Origin of the sequence: Salegentibacter salegens, assembly GCF_900142975.1 — a bacterium.
GTDB classification, from domain to species: domain Bacteria; phylum Bacteroidota; class Bacteroidia; order Flavobacteriales; family Flavobacteriaceae; genus Salegentibacter; species Salegentibacter salegens.
In genome coordinates this window covers 2,762,497-2,781,829 of sequence record NZ_LT670848.1, presented here as the reverse complement: position 1 = coordinate 2,781,829, position 19,333 = coordinate 2,762,497, and the positions used below count along the sequence as shown (strand labels likewise).

At 37.4% G+C, this 19,333-nt stretch carries 23 protein-coding genes; 14 read left to right on the top strand and 9 right to left on the bottom strand.

Annotated features, from left to right (window positions below; genetic code table 11):
* Nucleotides 1-43: 43 nt before the first annotated feature.
* From B5488_RS12455 to B5488_RS12415, 9 genes are all read right to left on the bottom strand, one after another.
* Nucleotides 44-826, bottom strand: coding sequence for an enoyl-CoA hydratase/isomerase family protein (locus B5488_RS12455; protein ID WP_079735557.1), 783 nt, complete (start codon nt 824-826; stop codon nt 44-46).
* Nucleotides 827-851: 25 nt separating this feature from the next.
* Nucleotides 852-2,306: a sensor histidine kinase gene (locus B5488_RS12450; protein ID WP_079735556.1), complete on the bottom strand. Its 1,455-nt coding sequence runs from the start codon at nt 2,304-2,306 to the stop codon at nt 852-854.
* 39 nt (nt 2,307-2,345) lie between these two features.
* Complete coding sequence (locus B5488_RS12445) at nt 2,346-2,894, bottom strand: CopD family protein (protein WP_079736615.1); 549 nt, start codon at nt 2,892-2,894, stop codon at nt 2,346-2,348.
* Nucleotides 2,895-2,900: 6 nt separating this feature from the next.
* Nucleotides 2,901-3,188 (bottom strand): type II toxin-antitoxin system RelE/ParE family toxin, encoded by a 288-nt coding sequence (locus tag B5488_RS12440; RefSeq protein WP_079735555.1) that lies wholly within the window; start codon nt 3,186-3,188, stop codon nt 2,901-2,903.
* Nucleotides 3,178-3,447, bottom strand: coding sequence for a hypothetical protein (locus B5488_RS12435; RefSeq protein ID WP_079735554.1), 270 nt, complete (start codon nt 3,445-3,447; stop codon nt 3,178-3,180). Before B5488_RS12435 ends, B5488_RS12440 begins: the two co-directional genes overlap by 11 nt.
* A gap of 58 nt (nt 3,448-3,505) precedes the next feature.
* Nucleotides 3,506-4,858, bottom strand: coding sequence for an MATE family efflux transporter (locus B5488_RS12430; protein ID WP_079735553.1), 1,353 nt, complete (start codon nt 4,856-4,858; stop codon nt 3,506-3,508).
* Nucleotides 4,858-5,892 carry a ferrochelatase gene (gene hemH, locus B5488_RS12425; protein ID WP_079735552.1) on the bottom strand — a complete coding sequence of 345 codons (1,035 nt, stop codon included), beginning with the start codon at nt 5,890-5,892 and terminating at the stop codon, nt 4,858-4,860. The genes B5488_RS12430 and hemH overlap by 1 nt, the downstream gene beginning before the upstream one ends.
* A 188-nt stretch (nt 5,893-6,080) precedes the next feature.
* Nucleotides 6,081-6,833: a ThuA domain-containing protein gene (locus B5488_RS12420; protein WP_079735551.1), complete on the bottom strand. Its 753-nt coding sequence runs from the start codon at nt 6,831-6,833 to the stop codon at nt 6,081-6,083.
* A 4-nt stretch (nt 6,834-6,837) separates the two neighbouring features.
* Nucleotides 6,838-7,737 carry an AraC family transcriptional regulator gene (locus B5488_RS12415; RefSeq protein WP_079735550.1) on the bottom strand — a complete coding sequence of 300 codons (900 nt, stop codon included), beginning with the start codon at nt 7,735-7,737 and terminating at the stop codon, nt 6,838-6,840.
* Nucleotides 7,738-7,937: 200 nt separating this feature from the next.
* Between B5488_RS12415 and hemA the strand changes: the two genes are divergently transcribed.
* The 14 genes from hemA to B5488_RS12345 all read left to right on the top strand — a co-directional run bounded on the left by hemA (nt 7,938) and on the right by B5488_RS12345 (nt 19,277).
* Nucleotides 7,938-9,194: a glutamyl-tRNA reductase gene (gene hemA, locus B5488_RS12410; protein ID WP_079735549.1), complete on the top strand. Its 1,257-nt coding sequence runs from the start codon at nt 7,938-7,940 to the stop codon at nt 9,192-9,194.
* A complete protein-coding gene (gene hemC, locus B5488_RS12405) occupies nt 9,191-10,111 on the top strand; it encodes a hydroxymethylbilane synthase (protein WP_079735548.1) in 921 nt (306 codons plus the stop codon). The genes hemA and hemC overlap by 4 nt, the downstream gene beginning before the upstream one ends.
* 21 nt (nt 10,112-10,132) lie before the next feature.
* A complete protein-coding gene (locus tag B5488_RS12400; RefSeq protein WP_079735547.1) occupies nt 10,133-10,795 on the top strand; it encodes a uroporphyrinogen-III synthase in 663 nt (220 codons plus the stop codon).
* Between the two features lie 76 nt (nt 10,796-10,871).
* On the top strand, nt 10,872-11,900 hold the full coding sequence (hemE, locus tag B5488_RS12395; RefSeq protein WP_079735546.1) for a uroporphyrinogen decarboxylase: 1,029 nt from the start codon (nt 10,872-10,874) through the stop codon (nt 11,898-11,900).
* A 26-nt stretch (nt 11,901-11,926) separates the two neighbouring features.
* Nucleotides 11,927-12,385: a DUF6973 domain-containing protein gene (locus B5488_RS12390; protein ID WP_146128744.1), complete on the top strand. Its 459-nt coding sequence runs from the start codon at nt 11,927-11,929 to the stop codon at nt 12,383-12,385.
* A 2-nt stretch (nt 12,386-12,387) separates the two neighbouring features.
* On the top strand, nt 12,388-13,290 hold the full coding sequence (gene hemF / locus B5488_RS12385) for an oxygen-dependent coproporphyrinogen oxidase (RefSeq protein ID WP_079735544.1): 903 nt from the start codon (nt 12,388-12,390) through the stop codon (nt 13,288-13,290).
* Between the two features lie 68 nt (nt 13,291-13,358).
* Nucleotides 13,359-13,709: a four helix bundle protein gene (locus tag B5488_RS12380; RefSeq protein ID WP_079735543.1), complete on the top strand. Its 351-nt coding sequence runs from the start codon at nt 13,359-13,361 to the stop codon at nt 13,707-13,709.
* Nucleotides 13,710-13,755: 46 nt separating this feature from the next.
* The gene (gene hemB, locus B5488_RS12375; protein ID WP_079735542.1) at nt 13,756-14,745 is read left to right on the top strand and encodes a porphobilinogen synthase; all 990 of its coding nucleotides are present in this window, start codon (nt 13,756-13,758) and stop codon (nt 14,743-14,745) included.
* A 54-nt stretch (nt 14,746-14,799) separates the two neighbouring features.
* A complete protein-coding gene (locus tag B5488_RS12370; RefSeq protein ID WP_079735541.1) occupies nt 14,800-15,153 on the top strand; it encodes a hypothetical protein in 354 nt (117 codons plus the stop codon).
* A gap of 96 nt (nt 15,154-15,249) precedes the next feature.
* A complete protein-coding gene (locus B5488_RS12365; protein WP_079735540.1) occupies nt 15,250-15,723 on the top strand; it encodes a hypothetical protein in 474 nt (157 codons plus the stop codon).
* Between the two features lie 132 nt (nt 15,724-15,855).
* Nucleotides 15,856-16,986, top strand: coding sequence for a CNNM domain-containing protein (locus B5488_RS12360; RefSeq protein ID WP_079735539.1), 1,131 nt, complete (start codon nt 15,856-15,858; stop codon nt 16,984-16,986).
* The gene (locus B5488_RS12355; protein ID WP_079735538.1) at nt 16,919-17,413 is read left to right on the top strand and encodes a methylated-DNA--[protein]-cysteine S-methyltransferase; all 495 of its coding nucleotides are present in this window, start codon (nt 16,919-16,921) and stop codon (nt 17,411-17,413) included. The genes B5488_RS12360 and B5488_RS12355 overlap by 68 nt, the downstream gene beginning before the upstream one ends.
* Before the next feature lie 12 nt (nt 17,414-17,425).
* Nucleotides 17,426-18,580, top strand: a complete 1,155-nt coding sequence (locus B5488_RS12350) for a serine hydrolase domain-containing protein (protein WP_079735537.1) — start codon at nt 17,426-17,428, stop codon at nt 18,578-18,580.
* Nucleotides 18,564-19,277, top strand: coding sequence for a 3'-5' exonuclease (locus B5488_RS12345; RefSeq protein ID WP_079735536.1), 714 nt, complete (start codon nt 18,564-18,566; stop codon nt 19,275-19,277). Before B5488_RS12350 ends, B5488_RS12345 begins: the two co-directional genes overlap by 17 nt.
* The last annotated feature ends 56 nt before the right edge of the window (nt 19,278-19,333 follow it).

Sequence of the window (19,333 nt, the reverse complement as noted above, 5' to 3'; positions counted from 1 at the left end):
TAACATTCAGAGAATAAATTCTTAAATGCTAAAGCTTTTTAATTTAATTTCCGGGAAAATCGGCTTTGCGTTTATTTAGAAAAGCAGAGGTTCCTTCTTCAAAGTCTTCGGTCCCAAAAGAATTTCCAAATTCACTAATTTCCACTTCAAATCCGTTTACACCATCTTCGTAATTAGAATTTATAGCTCGAATTGCGGCGCTTATAGCCACTAACGAATTCTTCATAATTTTTTCGGCAATTTTTTCGGTAAATTCTATCAATTCTTCAGGTTCACAAACGTGATTCACCAGGTTATACTGAAGCGCCTGGTTGGCATCTATCATTCCGGCGGTCATGATCATTTCCATCGCGCGGCCTTTTCCTACCAATTGCGGAAGCCGCTGCGTACCACCATAACCAGGAACAACGCCAAGAGAAGTTTCGGGAAGTCCCATTTTTGCGTTATCGCTAGCAATCCTGAAATGAGCAGCCATTGCCAATTCGAGTCCGCCGCCAAGGGCAAAACCGTTTACTGCGGCGATAACCGGTTTTGGAAAATTCGCTACAAGATCGAATAATTTCGCCTGGCCTTCAGCTGCAAGTTCGCGGCCTTCTTCGGGGGAGAAATCGGCGAATTCACTAATATCGGCACCGGCAACAAAAGCTTTTTCGCCGGTTCCAGTTAAGATGATCACTTTTACTTCGCGATCTTCTTTTGCTTCAGTAAAAGCCTGGTGCAATTCTTCAATTGTATCGCGGTTTAAAGCGTTTAATTTTTTAGGACGGTTAATGATAATTTGTAAAATACCGTCGTTATTTTCGGTTAAAATATTTTCGAATTCCATATTTAAAATTTTGGTTCGTTACTTATTATTTAGGAAAACGCAACTTAAAAGTAGTGCCTTTTCCAGACCTGGAAGTAAAGGTAATACTTCCGTTATAGGTTTCCACAATATTCTTTACCATCGCCAGGCCAAGGCCCATTCCGCTAGATTTAGTGGTGAATTTAGGTTCAAAAACCTTCTCTATATTTTCTTCGGAAATCCCCGCTCCATTATCTGAAATTATCACAAAAACATCTGATGCTTCTTCGTGTATACTTACCATTATACGCGGATTTTTCTGCCCATCCATTGCCTGAATAGCGTTTTTTACCAAATTCGTAATCACTCTAATTAGCTGTGTACGATCAAATTTGGCTAGAATTTCTTCTTTTTCACTGGAAAATTGAATATAATCTTCATTAAAAATATCAAGCGCCAGTTTAACAATTTTCGGAACATTTAGCATTTCGTTTTGCTGAGCAGGCATTTTTGCAAAATTTGAAAAAGCTTCAGCAATAGAGCTCATGGTGTCTATTTGGTTAATAAGCGTTTTAGCATATTCACCAACTTTTGCTTCAATTTCAGGATCATTTCTGTCAAAATTTCGTTCAAAACTTTGTACGCTTAATCGCATTGGAGTTAGTGGGTTTTTGATCTCGTGTGCCACCTGTTTGGCCATTTCGCGCCAGGCTTGCTCTCTTTCTCCGGCTGCCAGTTTTACGGCACTTTCTTCCAGCTCGTCTATCATACTGTTATAAGCGGCCACGAGGGTATAAATTTCTTCGGAAGCGTTGGTGATATCTATCTTCTGGTTTCGCTTATCCAAACGAGTTTCGGTAATTTTATCAGAAATAATCTTAAGGGATTTAGTGATATATTTCGACAGGAAATAAGACATAATAATTGCCAAAGCAAGCATGAACAAATACACCTCGAGCATTCTCAAAAGAAAATTATTCAAATCCCGATTTAAAACCGTATCATCTTGAACATAGGGAAGATACAGTATAGCAAGGGGTTTAAATTTTTTATCTACTATATAAGAATATGAAGATTGAAATTTTTGGCCGTTAATTTCGGTTTTTTCGATATACCGCTTGCTCTCTGAACGTTCCAGTTTTCGTAGAATATCTTTATCCAGTTGATTATCTGTAGTATCTCTAAAAAAAGACTGGTCTGATTTTATTGAAAGCTGGCCCTTAAAATCATAAATGTTAATTTGCATCTCGTGCACCTGGGCCATTTCGTGAATCTTATTCCGCTCCCCAAAGATCATATCAATATTTTCGGTATTAATAAGATACGTAGTACTTGCGAGAATAAACTTTATATTTTCCCTAATAGCCTGTTCCTTTCTTTCCAGTCGCTCACGGTGATAGTTTTCGGCTTCCAGTTTGTATTGATAAACCGTGATACCCACAATTAAAATTGAAGCTCCCAACACCAATAAAATCATGGAGATAAATATGCGGGTACTTAAGGAAAGTTTTGAAAGCTTCATAAACGATTATTAGCGCAAATTAATCAATTATCACACCAATTAGGCATCGGGGTTTTTAGTTCTAATTCGCTTATAAATTTTAATGCCCAACATTAGCATTCCTGCCAATAGAAAAATCCCTAAAACTCCATAGATCCAGTTGATAGCATCCTTTACAATCACTAAAAAAATAACGGCAAAAAGGATTAAAGTAGAACCCTCATTCCATAATCTCATCTGGTTGGAAGTCCATTTCACCACATCGTTTTGAAGTTCTTTAAAAATGAGGTGACATTTAATATGATAGGCATACAGTAGCACAACGAAGCCCAGTTTTACCAACATCCAATCTTGCGAAAGCCATCCCGGCGCTAAATGAAGTAAAAGAAAAGCAAACACACTCGCCAAAATAGCCGAGGGCCAGGTAATAATATACCAAAGCCTTTTAGTCATTACCTTAAACTGTGAAGTGAGAATACTTTTATCGGGTTCAGGTTTTTGAATCGCTTCTATATGGTAAATAAATAAACGCGGAATATAAAAAAGACCGGCAAACCAGGTGATTACAAAAATAAGGTGCAAAGCTTTTATATACTGGTAATATTCTATCACAAATTATGGTTTTTTGGTTGGGTTTTGGTGGGTGTGGAAGACAGATTGAATTAAAACTTCATCTTTAAAAATTCTGTAAATAATGAGAAAAGGAAATTTTCTTAATGGCACCTCCCTGTAGTTTTGCTCATTTTTTTTGAATAAAAAAGGATCAAAAAGCAAAAGATCATATATTAAGTTGATTTCTTTTAAAAGTTCTTTCCCTGGTTTAAGATTCCTGGATGAATACCATTTAAAAGCATCATTTATTTCTAACTTCGCCCTGGGTAAAATCCTTATCTTATAATCCATATTTTTCTTTCAGCTCACGCTCAACTTTTTCCCAGGATTCTGATTGTATTTCTTCACTCTGATAAGCTTTAAAATCTTTTTCCAGTTCCGAATAAATTCGATCTGGGACCACCGAGTTAGAACGTTCTACTTCATAATCTCCTCCAGGTTCATTTGCATTTACTTCTTGCAATAGTTCCTCAATTTCCCTAAGCAAAGTCTCATCATTACAATCAATAATTTTTTGAATCAGTGTTATTTTTAAAGCATTTCTATCCATGGTATTTTCAGCTTTCTAACAAAGATAGCGATTTATGATTTTTTCTCAGGAAGAAATATCAGGAGGTTTTCGGTTTCAATTTTAATCTCATTTCCCGGTTTAAAAAATAGGCAGTAACCACTGTGGAAAGTAAATCGGCTATAGGAAATGAGATCCACACGCCAATTTCTCCAAAATAATTTGGGAGAATTAAAATTAGCGGAATAAAAAAGAAGCCCTGTCTTGATAAAGTAAGCAGTAAGGCCGGCACTGCTTTTCCTACGGCTTGAAAATAAGCAGCACCAATAAGTTGAATTGCAACAATGGGAGTCGCTGCAAAAACCCAGCGCATGGCACCTGGAGTTTCCGCAATAATTGTTGGATTTTTAGTGAAAATGCGAACAATTTCTTCAGAAAAAAACATAATTCCCGCGAAGACAAGTAAGCCTAATCCGCAGGCATATAGAATTGCGGTATTAATACTTTTCTTTACCCTTTGATATTTTTCGGCGCCATAATTAAACCCCGCAATTGGCAAAAATCCTTGCGTAACACCCAGTACCGGAAACAAGGCAAACATTAACATTCGTGCGATAATCGCATAGATTGCCACAGCATCTTCCCCGCCAAGATCAAATAAAATATTATTCATAAGCAGGTAAATTACACTTACTACGGCCTGCCTGGATAGTGTAACAAAACCAAGAGACCCAATTTCCCTTAGTATAGATTTATTAAGTCCAAAATCTGGCAAACTGATTCTTAACTCAGAATTTTTGGAAAGAAAAAACCAGAAAATATACGCGAAACAAAAGAGATAAGAAACCGTGGTAGCCCAGGCCGCTCCCCACATGCCAAGTTCCATTTGGTTAATGAAAATATAATCTAAAAGTAAATTTGCCACCGAAGGGATAATCATCGCGATCATCGCGAATTTTGGTTTCCCCTCGGCACGAATCACCGTATTCCCCATCATACAAAGCGCGAGGAAGGGCACTCCATAAAGAACAATGGTATAATAAACTTTTGCAGGTTCAAAAATAGCACCCTTTCCGCCAAAAGCCGGAATAAGAGAATTCACGAAAATAAGTCCGATAATTACTAAACCAATGGTAAGAATTAACGTGAGGCTTATCTGGTTTCCGAAGGTTTTAAGTGCTTTTTTACGATCATCGGCCCCCAGAGCTCTTGATATTATTGAAGAACCGCCAATTCCAATAGCCATACCCAGGGCGGCGATAAAAAACGAAACCGGGAGCACTACATTTATCGCTGCAATAGCGGTAGAGCCAATCCAGTTTCCTACAAAAATAGTATCGATTAAAATATTGAGCGACATTACCAGAATTCCTACCGAAGCCGGTGCCGCTTGCTGTACAAGTAATTTACCTATTGGTTTTTCTCCAAGATTTCGAGAATTTACCGAAGCCATTACGCTTCAACGGGCTTTTGGTGTGCCCATTCGTCTACCCAACGGGAAAGTACATTTACCCAATCGTCACGATCATTTAGGCAGGGAACCACGGTAAATTCCTCACCACCAACTTCGTGAAAAATTTCTTCTCCTTCCATCGCGATTTCTTCTAAAGTTTCAAGGCAATCTGAAACAAAAGCAGGAGTTACAACGGCCAGTTTTTTCATTCCTTGTTTTCCAAAACGCTCTATCGTTCTATCGGTATAAGGCTGTAACCACGGATCGAATCCTAAACGGGACTGAAAGGAAACACTATAAGAATTTTCTTTAAGTTCTAAATATTCTGCTACCTGCCTGGTAGTTTCAAAACACTGGTGACGATAACAGAACTGGTGCGCTGCTGAAGCCGTTTGGCAACAACTACCATCAATTTTACAATGGGATTTTGTGACATCGCTTTTTCTAATATGCCGCTCGGGAACACCGTGATATGAAAATAGTAAATGCTGAAAATCTTTTCCTTTTAATTTTTCTGAAATACTTTCAGCTAAAACGCGAATATAATCGGAGTGATTATAAAAAGGCGGCATTGTAGTAAACTGCATTTCAGGGAAATGTTCTTTTCGAAGCTCTTCGGCTAAAACCAGAATAGTTTCTGTAGTGGCCATCGCGAATTGAGGATACAATGGGAAAAGCAATACTTCATCTACCCCTTTATCGTGTAATTCCTGAAGTCCCGATTTTATACTTGGTTCTCCATAACGCATCGCCAAGGAGATTGGTACAGATGTATTTTTATCCATTTTACCCTGAAGGCGTTCTGATAAAACAATTAGCGGCGAGCCCTCGTCCCACCAGATCTTCTGGTAAGCTGCAGCCGATTTTTTTGGTCTTGTATTTAAAACAATTCCTCTTACCAAAAGTACTCTGGCCCAGTAAGGAACGTCAATTACACGTTCGTCCATTAAAAATTCGTCCAGGTATTCTTTTACATCTTTAGGGTCGGTGCTTTTTGGAGAGCCCAAATTAACCAATAGTACGCCTTTACTCATAATTTTTCTTTTTCATCTGTTTAAAATTCACCCGTGCATTGGGAATTCTTTACAGGCTAATAATTATCTCCCTCTATAATGCTAATTTTTCGTCCAGCACTATATTCTGGTTTCAATTCAAAAATAAGATTAATTATTCCGGGGAATTTCAATTACTTATTACTGTTTTTTATACCTTAATAGAGCGGCTATTTTTCTTCTCCCAAAGCAAATAAAATAGATCTTAAAATATGTTCCTGAAATAATGGCTCAATATAAGACTGAATGGTGTGTCCCAAACCAGTATAAATTGAAACTCCGCCGTGGTCGGTTTCCCTAAACCAGGCAATAGGGTGTTCCTCCCCGTTAGTGCCGCCCTGGTAAGAATTCTCGTCCAGATACAACAGCACCTGCGTTTCAGGGTTTAGGTTCTTGTAGTTATACCATTCATCGGTTCTGCTCCAAACTTTGGGTAAATAAGAGACCGCGGGATGCCCAGGCATATTTAATTTAATATCAGCCTTTTGAACTTCTGGATGCCCATCAAAAAAGCCACCTACCAGTTCTACAAACCAGGACCAATCGCCTTCGGTATCTGCAGCAGCGTGAATTCCGAAGAAATTACCACCATTTTCTATATAATTTTTAAAACCTTCCTGTTCTTTTTTATCAAAAACATTTCCTGTGGTATTTAAAAAAACTACTAAATCATAATTTTTAAGGTCATCACTTTGAAAATCGCTGGCATCTTTAGTGGAGGTGACTTTAAAATCGTGCGCTCCCCCCAGCTCTTCAATAAAATTTCTACCTGTAGGAATAGAATTATGCCAGAAACCCTCAGTTTTATAAAAAACAAGGACTTCCTTTTTATCTTTTTCATCTTTATTTTCCGGCTCCTGGGTATATCCTGAATTTAGACCCAGGAATATGAAAATATAAACAGCAAAAAAATTTCTAAACATAATTCTAAGAATTTGAAGTTAAAGACATAATATATTTCTTGGGCGTAGTCCCGAATTTTTTCTTGAAAGCAGCAATAAAATGACTCGCTGTACTGTAACCCACTTTTAAACCAACTTCGTTCACATTATAATCGCCACTATCTAAAAGTTTTCGGGCATATTCCATTTTATAATCGAAAAGAAAACTGTACACCGAATCGCCATAAATTTGTTTAAAACCTTCTTTAAGCTTTTTAAGGCTCAGCCCAATTTCATCTGATAATTCCTGAAGCGAAGGCGGCTCGGCCATCCTGGAAATTACAATATCCTTGGCTTTTCTAATTTTAATGATATTTTCTTCGTCACTAAGAAATGGACATTGTTCTACGTTAGGATCTTCGGTTCTATTAAAATACAAACTCAACAATTCGTATGCTTTTCCTTTAAAATAGAGATTTTTAATACTTGGGGTAAGATTAAAATTCATAACCTGGTTGAGCACAATGGCCATAGATGGAGAAATTGGCGCATCTTTATAATATTTTTTATCCTTGTTATCGGCACTTAAAAACGTAATATAACCGGCTTCCTGTGAAAAAAGGGAGTGGAATTTTTTAATAGAAATTACCAGCGAAATTAACCAGGAATTTGGTTCTAATATAAGGTTAAGCGGTAGGTCTTGCTGCGGATTGTATAGCAACAACGAACTTTCTCCCTGAAGCGGAAGTTCATAATTGTTGTTATTAAACAGAAACTTGCTGGCTCCTTTTAGATTAAAATGAAACTGGATAAAACTACTATCTATGTTCCTAATAATTTTCTGATTTTCAGTAGTTTCATTTTGAAACTTTAAAAGATAAAAACCATCCTCAATCTTCAACTCCTCAATAAATCCTACAGCGTTATTTTTATCTTCTAAGATCATATTTTTATATTTTAGACTATTTAGAATAATTCTAAACTAATTGCTCCAAACCGACTATCACTACTGCAAAAGTAAGTATTTACCGCTTTTTAAAGTTATAAAAAACCTAAAATAACTGAAAGCGATACAAAAAGTACTTTGAGCGTTACTTTTTGGATTAGGATTAGTTTAATTTTGCCACGAATACCCTAAATAGGTTCATGGAAGATTATCAAATTGCAAGCGGAAAACATTTTTACACCATAGGTCTTAGTTACAAAAAGGCTGATGCAGAGATAAGAGGACATTTTAGTTTAAACGAAGAGACTAAAAATGGCTTGCTTAAGCAAGCTAAAGAAGAAGGTATTGAAGCCATTCTGGTAACTTCCACCTGTAACCGTACCGAAATTTACGGTTTTGCACAACATCCTTTTCAACTTATTAAATTACTTTGTGAACATACCCATGGTACTGTAGAAGAGTTTGAAAAAGTGGCTTATGTGCATAAAAATAAGCAGGCAATCTCTCATATGTTTAGGGTAGGAACCGGTTTAGATAGCCAGATTCTTGGCGATTTTGAAATTATTAGTCAGTTAAAAATTGCTTTTTCCCGTTCTAAAAAACGTGGGTTGGTAAATGCTTTTTTAGAAAGACTGGTTAATGCGGTAATCCAGGCAAGTAAGCGTATTAAAAATGAAACCGAAATTTCTACAGGCGCAACTTCAGTATCCTTTGCTTCGGTTCAATATATTTTGAATAATGTGCCTAATGTTTCTGAAAAAAATATTTTGCTTTTTGGAACCGGTAAAATTGGGAGAAACACCTGCGAAAATCTTATAAAGCATACGCAAAACACTCATATTACCCTTATTAACCGCACCAAAGATAAAGCGGAACGTATTGCAGGGAAATTCAATCTTATTGTAAAAGATTACGCCGATTTACAGGCCGAAATTAGAAATACCGATATTTTAATTGTCGCTACCGGAGCACAAAACCCCACTATTTCTAAGGAATTAATCTACTCTAACAAAGATTTATTGGTTTTAGACCTTTCTATACCTAAGAATGTTTCAGAAGATGTAGCGCATTTGCTTAACGTAAAATTGGTTCACCTGGATCAGCTTTCTAAAATCACCGATCAGAATTTAGAACGCAGAAAGCAATTTATTCCTGACGCAGAAGCGATAATTAAAGAAGTAGAAACCGATTTTAATAAATGGTTGGAAACGCGAAAATTCGCGCCTACCATAAAAGCTTTAAAGAAAAAGCTTAGAAGTATGAAAGATGCTGAACTTGATTTTCAGCGTAGAAAAATTTCAGATTTCAACGATGAGCAGGCCGAAATTGTGAGCGACAGGATTATTCAAAAAATAATGAAACACTTTGCCAATCATTTAAAAGGAGATTCAACAACTACCGATGAAAGCCTGGAATTGATCCAGAAAGTATTTCAGCTTGAAGAACAGGCAAAATGAACAAAGTAATTCGTATTGGCACCAGGGATAGCGAACTTGCACTTTGGCAGGCGAAAACAGTGCAAAATGCATTGGAAAAGGCCGGCCATAAAACTGAACTTGTTCCCGTAAAATCCACAGGAGACCTCAATTTAGATCAGCCACTTTACGAAATGGGCATTACCGGTATTTTTACCAAAACCCTGGATGTGGCGATGATAAAAGGCGAGATTGATATCGCCGTACATTCTATGAAAGATGTGCCCACGGCACTTCCAAAAGGAATTGTAGAGGCAGCTGTTTTAAAACGTGCCAACACCAAAGATATTCTTATACATAAAGGCCTTGATTTCCTCGAAAGCAATGGAACTATTGCTACAGGGAGTTTGCGCCGTAAAGCGCAATGGCTTAACAAACATCCTACTCACACCGTTGTAGATTTACGTGGAAACGTAAATACCCGAATGAAAAAATTAGACGATAACAACTGGAACGGAGCAATTTTCGCAGCTGCAGGCCTGGAACGTATCGCTTTAAAACCCGATAATTTTATAGATCTTAACTGGATGATTCCAGCCCCGGCACAGGGAGCCATGCTTGTAGTGGCGATGGAAGAAGACGAGTTTACCCGCAAAGCACTTGCATTATTAAACCATAGAGAATCTGAGATCACCGTGCATATTGAGCGCGAATTCTTAAAGGTTTTAGAAGGCGGTTGTACCGCGCCAATTGGAGCTTTAGCTACTGTAGATAAAGATCTTGTATACTTTAAAGGCGCACTTTTTAGTTTGGACGGAAAAGAGAAATTAGGCGTAGAAAAAACAGTTTCTTTAAACGAAATTCAGAATTTTGGAAGGCGTTGTGCTGAAGAAATTCTTAGCAATGGCGGTGCAAAATTGATGCAGCAAATTAAAGCCGAAATAAATACCGAAGGCTGATTCTCATTTAAATAATTCGGAATGAAGAGCATTCTCTCTACCAAAAAACTCACTAATTCCCAGAAACAATTGTTTCTAAATTCGGGGTTGAGCCTGGTTGAATATAATGCGATTATTACTGAAACTACCAACTTTAAACTTCCTTCAGAAAAAATTGAAAACGCCATTTTTACCAGTAAAAATGCAGTAAATGCCGTTTTAGAAGAAATTGAACTTAAAAATTGTTTTTGTGTTGGAGAAAAAACCGCGGAACTTTTAAGTGATAACGGATTCCATATTCAGGAAATCGCAGATTATGGTAAGGATTTAGCCGAAATTATTACTAAAAAATATGCGGCTGAAGAATTTACTTTTTTCTGCGGAAATAAAAGAAGGGACGAACTTCCTGAGATTTTGCTAAAAGAAAACATTCAGTTTGAAGAAATTGAAGTTTACAAAACAAGCTTGAATCCGCAGCCCTTTCCGCAGGAATTTGAAGGGATTTTATTTTTTAGCCCGAGTGCGGTGCAGAGTTTTACGGCTAAAAATCAGTTGCAAGACACTACGGCTTTTTGCATAGGAAATACCACGGCTGCAGAAGCCCAAAAACATACAAATAACATAATAATTGCTACCAAACCAACCATTGAAAATGTGATTGTGCAGGTAGTAAAATACTTCGGAGCAAGCTCACGAAGCATTTAATATTGAAAATATAATTTGATTTCGAGGCAAGCCTCGGAACATTTAATCTCGATTATCGAGTAAAATATTCTAAAAAATGATAAAAAACGATCTATTTCTAAAAGCTTTAAAAGGAGAAACGGTAGAACGTCCACCGGTTTGGATGATGAGACAGGCAGGCCGTTACCTTCCTGATTTTATGAAGCTAAAAGAAAAATACGACTTTTTCACACGCTGTAGAACTCCAGAATTAGCTACAGAAATCACCGTAATGCCTATTAATCAAATAGGGACCGATGCCGCTATTCTATTTAGCGACATTTTGGTGATTCCGCAGGCGATGAATATCGAGGTAGAAATGAAACCCGGTGTTGGTCCATGGTTGCCAAATCCTATTCGCACATCCAAAGATGTAGACAATGTAATTGTTCCCGATATCGAGGAAACTTTAGGCTACGTAATGGACGCCATTAAAATGACCAAACAGGAATTGAATAACGAAGTTCCGCTAATTGGTTTTGCCGGTTCCCCGTGGACAATTCTATGCTATGCAGTGCAGGGACAGGGTTCTAAAAACTTTGATAAAGCAAAGAAATTCTGTTTTACGAATCCCGTGGCTGCACATCAATTACTTCAAAAAATCACCGATACCACCATCGCCTACTTAAAAGCCAAAGTTGCAGCAGGCGTAGATGCCGTGCAAATTTTTGATTCCTGGGGCGGAATGTTAAGTCCGGTAGATTATCAGGAATTTTCCTGGAAATATAATCAGCAGATCATTGACGCTTTAAAAGATGAAATTCCGGTTATCGCCTTCGGAAAAGGATGCTGGTTTGCCCTTCACGAAATGGCAAATTCAGGAGCTTCAGCTTTAGGTGTAGACTGGACGCTTAGCGCCAGGAACGCGCGCTATTTAAGTGGTGGTAAGATCACCTTACAAGGTAATTTTGATCCTTCACGATTATATTCACCACCGGCCGAAATCAAAAGAATGGTAACCCAAATGATTAATGAATTTGGAAAGGATAGCTATATCGTAAACCTGGGACACGGTATTTTACCCGATATTCCGGTAGAAAACGCAAAAGCTTTTGTAGATGCGGTAAAAGAATATAAAGCCAGATAATGGCAGTCTGGGCGCGGATTAAAAATATGAACTTTAAGGAACTGTTCGCGGTCTCCAAAGTTTTTATAAGTAAACCGCGCTATATTTTACCAACCTACCGGGCAACTATTGAGACCATAAAAATTTGTGACGATTTTTATAAAAAGGAACATCACAAAAATGGAAAAGAAAATGCCTTTAGACACGCCCTTTGGAATTATTTAATTTGCCAGAAATGTTTTAAAATTTCAGGATCGGTTGAAGCTGCCAGAATTTGGAGCGATCATTTTACAGGTTTACACGAAAAACTTTCTCCAAACCAAAAACTGGCCAAAGCGATGGATTTACACAATAACCGGTTTGGGCAGGATTTATTTAAAGGAAATGAAATTCCATCTGAAGAAATTATTCATCTATTTCAGGAAAAAATGAAAGTGGCCATTAAGGTTTCCAAGGTAGAAGAAATAGAAAAAACGAAAGATAAACTGGTTTATATTGACGATTGAAAATGAGAGCGGAATTTTATAAATATATTGAAGATTTACAGGATCGCATTTGTGAAAAACTGGAAGAGATAGACGGCACAGTCAAATTTCAACAGGACCTTTGGGAACGTGAAGAAGGTGGAGGTGGCAGAACCCGGGTTATAGAAAATGGGGCTGTTTTTGAAAAAGGCGGCGTAAATATTTCGGCAGTACACGGCCCTTTAGCTCCTGCAATGCAACAATATTTCAAAGTTGGCGATGTAGATTTTTTTGCCTGCGGACTCAGTTTGGTGATCCATCCAAAAAATCCAATGGTGCCAACAGTTCACGCTAATTGGCGTTATTTTGAAATGTACGATAAGAATGGAAATGTTTTAGACCAGTGGTTTGGTGGTGGGCAGGACCTTACGCCCTATTATCTTTTTGAAGAAGATGCGGAACATTTTCATCAGGTTTCAAAGGAAGCCTGTGATAAACATTCCCCGGAATTTTACCCGGAATACAAGAAGAAATGTGATGAGTATTTCTGGAATTCACATAGAAATGAAGCCCGCGGAATTGGAGGATTGTTCTTTGATTATTTAAAAGCTTCCGAAGAAAAGAGTATTGAAGACTGGTATAGTTTTGTAACCGAAGTTGGTGACAGTTTCCTGGAAGCTTATGTTCCCATTGTTGAAAAACGTAAAAATCTGCAATATTCTAAAATCAACCGAAACTGGCAGGAAATAAGGCGCGGTCGTTATGTTGAATTCAATTTGGTACACGATAAAGGCACGCTCTTCGGTCTAAAAACCAACGGAAGAATAGAAAGTATTTTAATGAGTTTACCTCCACATGTGCAATGGGTTTACGACCATCATCCCGAACCAGGCAGCGAAGAGGATAAATTATTAAAGGTTTTAGAAGTGCCGAGGGAATGGGTTTAAGAGCTATCAGTCTTTAGTTTTTAGCTTTTAGCTTTTAGCTTTTAGCTTTTAGCTTTTAGTAGCGAAATATGAGAAACTACAAAAACTATTCAGTTTGGAAAAAAGGTCATAAACTCACACTTGATGTTTATCAAATAGTCGCGAATTACCCTAAAGAAGAGCTTTATAGTTTGGTTAGTCAAATGAAACGTTCTTCCAGTTCTATTCCCACAAATATCGCTGAGGGTTGCGGAAGGAAAAGCGAAAAGGATTTTGCAAGATTTCTCTACATTGCATTTGGCTCAGCCAATGAATTAGAATACCAGATTTTATTAAGTACTGATCTTAATTTTATTACAGAAGAACAAGGTAAACCATTAATGTTTCAAGTAGAAGAAATCAAAAAAATGCTAAACTCTTTAATTCAAAAATTAAACTAAACGCCAACAGCTAATTGCTTATAGCTATTGGCTTAAAGCCATAAAAATGTATCCATTAAACAGAAATAGAAGATTAAGAACCAGCGAGGCAATAAGAAGCTTAGTTAGGGAAAACGCAATTACGCCAAACGATTTTATCGCTCCACTTTTTGTGGTGGAAGGAAAAAATAAGAAGCAGGAAATCGCTTCTATGCCTAATTATTTTCGGTTTAGCCTGGATTTACTGGAACAGGAAGTTAAAGAACTTTGGAGCCTGGGCATAAAATCGGTTTTGCTTTTTGTAAAAGTTCCGGATAACCTAAAAGACAATGCAGGGACGGAAGCTTTAAATGCTGACGGACTTATGCAACGCGCTATAAATACAGTGAAAAATGCCGTTCCGGAAATGCTGGTTATGACCGATGTTGCTCTAGATCCTTATTCTGCTTATGGCCATGATGGCGTAATTGCCAACGGCAAAGTAATTAACGATGATACCACCGCTATTTTAGCTGAAATGGGTCTTTCCCACGCAAAAGCCGGCGCCGATATTCTCGCTCCCAGCGATATGATGGACGGCCGAATTTTTGAAATGCGCAGTTTACTGGAAGACGAAGGTTTTCACGAAACCGGTATTATGAGTTACAGCGCCAAATATGCTTCGGCTTTTTATGGGCCATTCCGCGATGCTTTGGATTCTGCACCGGTAGATGCTGAAAATATTCCGAAGGATAAAAAAACCTACCAGATGGATCCTGCAAACCGCGAAGAAGCGGTTAAAGAAACCCTTATGGATATTGAAGAAGGCGCCGATATTGTGATGGTAAAACCGGGATTGTGCTATTTAGATATTGTTCGCGATATTAGAAATGCAGTAGATGTTCCGGTGGCAGTTTACCAGGTAAGTGGTGAATATGCAATGATTAAAGCTGCAGCCGAAAAAGGCTGGTTAGATCATGATGCGGTAGTTTTAGAACAACTAACCGCTATAAAACGAGCCGGGGCTTCTATGATTGCCAGTTATTTTGCTAAAGATGCGGTTAAATTGATTTCCTAATTTTATAACTAAAATTTAGCGATAACCAATTAGGTTTTTATATACATTTACACGATGAAAAACCAGAAAAATTTCAAAGCTTTATATGCGCTTTTTGCCATATTGTTTATGTCCTTTTCAGGGCAGGGCTTCGCTTTTTCTGGTTTTCCTGCTCATAATCTCGACTCCAGAAACTATGATTATCTGCAGGCTGAGCAAAATCAGCAAGCGGTACTATTTTCTGAAATTATTTCTGCTGAACATATTGCTTCAGAAGAAAATTTCGGCGGTTTTTCGGGTTATTTAGCTTCTGCGTATTCTTCAAAAAGAGAATTCCTGATTCCGACTGATAAAAATTCATTTTTCAGCTATTTAGATCAGCGACAATTAATACTTCAACATATTTATCCTTTCCATTTTTTCTGGTGAAATAGTGTTTTTTAAGGAAAAACTATAAGGTTTTTCATACTTACAAAGCTTTTAAAAAAAGCAAACAACTATAATTTTATCTAAATAATTTAAAAAATGGATACCGCATCTACGCTAATAGGCCTTGGGCTTTTAGCTGTGTTTGTGCTGCCAATATTATTCTTAATCTGGCAACAAAACACCAAAGAAAAAAGCAGGCTTAGAAACCTTAAAGAACTAAGTATTAAAAACAATTTAACCACCGATACCGTTGAGATCTCGGCCACTTTATTATTGGGATTAGACAGTAAAGCAAAAAAATTGTTGGTTATAGAGCCTACCAACAATATGCAACACCAGGTATTGGACCTTAGTTTTATAAAAAATACTAAAGTAAGTTCACAGCCTTTTCCAGATAAACCCGAGCTTATAAAAAGAATTAGCCTGGATCTTTCTGAAAACAGGAACAATAAAAAACTTACCGAAATTATTTTCTATGACGAAGATGATAACGCCAGCAATAATGCTTCAGAAAGGCTAATTGTGGCCCAAAAATGGAACCGGATAATTAGCGAAAAACTTTCTGCTTAATTTTTATTACTTTCTATTTTACTGCCCTGCCCTTAATCGGGTGGGGTTATTTTTTTAGGTTTTACCATTTCTTTGCGACGCATTGTTAGAATTATCTTTAAATTAGTATTTCAAACAAGCCTAAAAACCAATATGGGAATACTAATTTTATTTGCTGTTCTTTCCATTTTCTTTTCTTTTATGTGTTCTATTTTGGAGGCAGCTTTATTGAGCGTAACCCCTTCTTATATTAAAATAAAAAACAAGGAAGGTAAAGCGTATGCAAAGACCCTTGCTAATTTTAAACAGGATATAGACAAGCCGTTAATAGCAATTTTAACCGTAAATACCATAGCGCATACTGTTGGTGCTATTTTAGTAGGAGTACAAGCCGAGAAAATTTATGGCGATGGTGGTAATGCTGTGGGTATAGTTTCGGCCATTATGACTGTAGCTATTCTAGTTCTTTCTGAAATTATTCCGAAAACCATAGGCGCCACATACTGGCAAGCCCTTGGGAATTTTACCGCAAAAACCCTTAAAATAATGATTTTTCCGCTGAAGTATACCGGTATACTTTGGCTTATGATGCTTACTACCAAATTAATAGGTAAATCGGCTCATGTTTCTTCTATGAATAGGGAAGAATTCGCTGCAATTACTGATGCTGCCGAAGAAGAAGGTGTTTTTGATGAAAGTGAAACCACGGTAATTAAAAACCTTCTTGTATTTAGATCGGTTAAGGCAAAAGATGTGATGACGCCGTATTCGGTTGCTATTATTGAAGATGAAGATACCAGTATAGAAGAGTTTCACCGAACCCATAAAAACCTTAAATTTTCTAGAATTCCTGTTTATAAAGATAAAACCAATAATGTATCAGGTTTTATTTTAAAAGACGATGTTTTGGAAGAGATGATAGACGATAAAGGCGACCAGCCTTTAAGCGCTTTGAAAAGAGATATTTTTATGAGTGCGGGAGATACTCCAATCCCAGAACTTTTTGAAAATTTTGTACAAAAAAGAGGGCATATTTCCATAATTGTAGATGAATATGGGAATACCGTTGGTATTGTAACTATGGAGGACATTATAGAAACTTTGCTCGGCCTTGAAATTATGGATGAAAGCGACAGTATTGAAGATATGCAAATGCTGGCCCGCCAGAACTGGGAAAAACGCGCAAAAAGACTTGGGTTAATTCAAAGAAAAGATAATGAAGAAAACGAGGAGTCAACAAAATCAGATATTTCTGAAAACTCCACTCGGGACAGCCAAAATTAGTGGCGACGAAGTCGGGATTTCGGCCATTCAGATTTTGGATAAAGAAATGCCTTCTTCCAAAGAAATCCCCGATTTTCTTCAGTCGGCGGTACAACAATTAGACGATTATTTTAAAGGAAACCTGGAAAACTTCAATTTAAAACTAAACCCTAAAGGCACCGATTTTCAGCAAAAAGTCTGGAAAGCTTTAAGTGAAATTCCATTTGGAAAAACCTGTAGCTACCTGGAACTTTCCAGAAAACTAGGCGATGAAAAAGCTATACGGGCGGTTGCTTCAGCGAATGGGAAAAATCCGCTTTGGGTAGTAATTCCCTGTCATCGTGTAATTGGCAGCGATGGTTCTTTAACCGGATATGCCGGGGGTTTATATAGAAAGCAGTGGCTTTTAAATCACGAAAATAATACTTCGCAACTCTCAATGTTCTAAACTTTCAGCTTTATGATTAGATTTTTAAAAATTTCCGGAACCGTAATTTTTGTTCTTCTAATTGCTATTATTATCCTTATTATTTTCGATTTCGGTTATATTTTCCGCGGAATGCAGGCCACTTATTTCCAGGGAGAAAAAACAGCCTATATAGACGATTTCCCTAACTTTGAAAACCGAATTATCGAAGCAGGAACTGAAGCTGACACCTGGCCAGAACATTCTAATTACAACTCTGCAACCCCAACTCAAAACCTTGCTGAATTAAACGAAGAACTGGAAACTGCGGCTTTTTTAATCATAAAAAATGATAGTATTTGGTTTGAAGAATATCACCAGGAATATGGCCCCAATTCTAAAACCAATTCGTTTTCTATGGCTAAAAGTATCGTCTCGGCATTGCTGGGAAAAGCAATTCAGGATGGCCATATTACAAGTTTAGACCAGCCGGTAGCCGATTTCTTTCCGCAGTTTAAAGAAGAATTAAAAGTAGGAGATCTAGCTTCTATGGCCTCAGGTTTAAACTGGAACGAGAATTATTACAATCCGTTTGGACTGACTGCGAGAGCTTATTTCGACGAGAACATTCGGGAATTGGTTTTGCGCTTGCAGGTAACCACAACTCCCGGAGAAAGCTTTAAATACCTTAGCGGAAACACTATTTTATTAGGTATGGTAATAGAAGAAGCCACCGGAGAAAATCTTTCAGAATATTTAAGCAAAAGTTTCTGGAAACCCCTGGGAATGCAAGAAGATGCGCTTTGGCAATTAGACAGCGAAGAGAGCGGAATGGAAAAAGCTTACTGCTGTATTGCTTCCAACGCTCGCGATTTTGCAAGATTCGGGAAACTTTACAAAAACAAAGGAAAATGGAATGGGCATCAGCTCCTGGATTCAGAATTTGTAGCCAGATCTACCGAACCGCGTTTTGAAGATAGCCCGCATTATGGCTACGGATTTTGGCTGAGTGATTATAAAGAAAAAGATATTTTTTATATGCGGGGCATTCGCGGTCAATATGTAATTGTGATTCCAGAAGACGATTTGATTATTGTAAGATTGGGGGAAAACCTTATTAAAAAAGAAGAAAACGAAGAGCACGCTCCAGATTTCTATAAGTATATTGATGAGACTTATAAAATGCTAAACGATGCTGCAAACAATTAAGCTCGAGAACATTCTTTTTCTCGATATTGAAACCGTGCCAGAATTTGAAAATTTCAATGACCTCTCCCAAGAAAAAAAGTCACTCTGGGGAGAGAAAACCCAATACCAACGCAAAGATGAATTTACCGCAGAACAGTTCTATGATCGTGCAGGAATATGGGCAGAATTTGGTAAAATTGTTTGTATCTCGGTAGGTTTTTTCAACTTTAAAAACGTTGAGAGAACTTTTAGACTTACCACCTTTAAAGATGAAGAAAGAACTTTACTTCAGCAGTTTTCTGAATTACTAAAAGAGCATTTTTCAAAACCTCAGCATTTACTTTGTGCACACAATGGTAAAGAATTCGATTTCCCCTTCATTGCACGCAGAATGCTAATTCACGATCTTCCACTACCTCTAAAACTTAATCTATTTGGAAAAAAGCCCTGGGAAGTACCGCACCTGGACACTTTAGAATTATGGAAATTTGGGGATTATAAGCATTTTACTTCCCTTAAATTACTAACCAATGTTTTAGAAATCCCGTCCCCAAAAGATGATATTTCAGGCAGCGATGTTAGAAATGTTTTCTATAAAGATAAAGACCTGAACCGTATTGTAAACTACTGCGAAAAAGATGTACTTGCTATTGCGCAGGTTATTTTAAAGCTTCGCCAGGAAAAATTGTTAGAAGCTTCTGAAGTGGTAAGCGTCTAAAACATATTTCAAAATATGAGTTTTATCATCTAAAAAGTATTTTAACCTTCCCTAAA